Here is a 2355-nt window from a genome sequence, read left to right on the forward strand (position 1 = left end):
TTCCGTCCTGTCAGAGAACTGGTTCTTGAACGTTTACGAGAAGCCATATTAAATAGGACCTTGAAACCGGGAGATCGCATAGTTGAGGCCGAACTAGCTCAAGTATTTAACGTGAGCCGCACCCCAGTAAGAGAAGCATTGCGTGTGTTAGAAGCTGAGGGGCTTTTAAGGAGAATTCCAAGGAAAGGTCTCTTCGTCAGGGGCATCACGAGAGAGGATGTGGTTGAGATTTACTCCATACGAATTGCCCTTGAATCGCTGGCTGTATCTATAGCCGTTGAGCGCATAACTCCTGTTGAAATTAGCAGGTTAGCTAAGCTGGTCGATCAGATGAAAAAATATACGGAGTCCAAGGAGTCCGACAAACTGTTTTCGGTGTGTCAGGAATTTAACGATATTTTGGTGAGGGCTTCTAGAATGCCAAGGCTCATTAAGCTTGTGAAGGTTTACATGGAATATTTAGAGCAATTCCGTGCTATTTCGATGGCAAAACACGAAAGGCAAGTGGCAGCCTTGAGAGAACATGAAGAGATTTTGCGAGCTGTGGTCAATAGGAATCCACAAGAAGCTGAAATGGCTGTTAAAAGACACCTGCGGGGTGCTTTAGAAGCGTTCTTGAAAGAAGAGAGAATTTGCGATACTCAGAAATTAACGGATAGGCGGTGAAGTGGTTATTATGAGAGAGCTTCGCATTCTCGCCCCAAATGGAATGTTGGGTTACGGCTTTCCTGTCAAGTGGTTTAAACGGGCTTTGTCCATGAACCCTCATGCGATAGCCGTAGACTCCGGATCTACCGACAGTGGACCTCACAAGTTGGCGATGGGCGTCATGACCTGTTCTAAAGAGGCTTACACCAAAGACATATCGCTCCTCTTAGATGCCGTAAGCGAAAAGAAAATACCTCTTTTTATCAGCTCTGCAGGCGGAGCTGGTACCAACGCTCAGGTTGATATTTTTTTGGATATCATTGAGAAAATATCAAGACAGAGGAATTATCACTTCAAGATTGCTGCGATATATAGCGAGATCGATAAAAACCTAATCAAAGAAAAGTTAAAAAATGGTCAAATTGCCCCATGCGGTCCTGTTCCCCCTCTTTCAGATGAAGAAATAGATTTAGCCACCACTGTAGTCGCTCAAATGGGAGTCGAGCCATTTCTGAAAGTATTAAAGGAAAATGATGTGGATATTATTGTTTCCGGAAGAACCTACGATCCGGTCGCTATAGCGGCAATTCCGATAAAGGAAGGATTTGATCCAGGACTTGCTTGGCATATGGGAAAAATTATGGAGTGCGGGGCCCTTTGCGCGGAACCGGCAGGCAAAGTGATGCTTGGAGTAATACATGAAGATCATTTCATATTAGAACCGGGTAGCCTAGAAGAACGCTGCACTATATCGTCTGTTGCAGCACATACATTGTATGAAAAATCCCATCCCTATTTCTTACCTGGTCCTGGCGGTGTGCTGGATTTATCAGATGCGCGATTTGAGCAACTTGATGATCGCCGAGTTAAGGTCTCTGGTAGCAAGTTTGTGGCATCCGATAAGTACGCCGTTAAACTTGAAGGCGCCAAAAAAGTTGGTTTCCGCTCCATCTTTATCGGAGGAGTAAGGGATCCCATCTTAATAGGTCATATTGATGAAGTACTGACAAGAGTTGCTAAAGACGTGAAAGATTATTTCAAAGATATACCCCTCGATCAATATCAAATGATATATCACGTATATGGTAAAAATGGAGTTATGGCAGAACTTGAGCCAGTAAAGAATGCTACCCCCCTAGAATTGTGTATTATTCTCGAGGTTGCTGCACCGACTCAGGAATTGGCTACGGCCATATGTTCAAGGGCTAGGACGGAACTTTTGCATTGTCCCTACGAAGGGCGAATAGGTACTGCAGGAAATATAGCTTTTCCATTTACACCTCTTGAAATTTCTTTGGGAGAAGTCTGCGCTTTTAATGTGTATCACCTGATGGAAATCGATGATCCTGTAAATCTTTTCCCGATTAGATATTTGGAGGTATAGAAATGAATATAAAATCTGTCAAACTCAGAGACATAGCGAAGGTAATTAGAAGCAAAAATGCAGGCCCATTTGAGCTTACCTTTGATGTCATATTTAAAACCAAGGAAGACTACGAAAAGGTAAAAGCCTCCGGTGTTCTCAACAAAAGGCTTATAGCCAGTTTATATAACCTGGATCCGCAAAATATTTTAACATTCGTCTTTTATGATGCCGCTAATGCTGTGAAGATTACCATACCTCGCATGCGACCCCAGGGATCTATAGGAGAGGTCGATATGCATGGCGCTCAACAGTATGTACCTCTTTTCGATATAGATATTCCG

At 43.3% G+C, this 2355-nt stretch carries 3 protein-coding genes; all 3 read left to right on the forward strand.

Annotated elements, in window-relative coordinates; all coding sequences use genetic code 11:
• A partial coding sequence (locus tag Q7P41_RS03110; protein WP_303882047.1) for a GntR family transcriptional regulator occupies positions 1 to 666 on the forward strand: 666 nt, incomplete at its 5' end.
• Positions 667 to 676: 10 nt separating this feature from the next.
• The gene (locus Q7P41_RS03115) at positions 677 to 2032 is read left to right on the forward strand and encodes an acyclic terpene utilization AtuA family protein (RefSeq protein ID WP_303882048.1); all 1356 of its coding nucleotides are present in this window, start codon (positions 677 to 679) and stop codon (positions 2030 to 2032) included.
• Between the two features lie 2 nt (positions 2033 to 2034).
• Positions 2035 to 2355, forward strand: a 321-nt coding sequence (locus Q7P41_RS03120; protein ID WP_303882050.1) for a DUF4387 domain-containing protein, incomplete at its 3' end; no start/stop codon positions are given.

This window comes from Acetomicrobium mobile (genome assembly GCF_937920065.1).

What these genes read in the sequence shown, in the direction of transcription:
- Q7P41_RS03115 (WP_303882048.1), top strand. Translation starts at nt 677, where the DNA reads ATGAGAGAGCTTCGCATTCTCGCCCCAAATGGAATGTTGGGTTACGGC.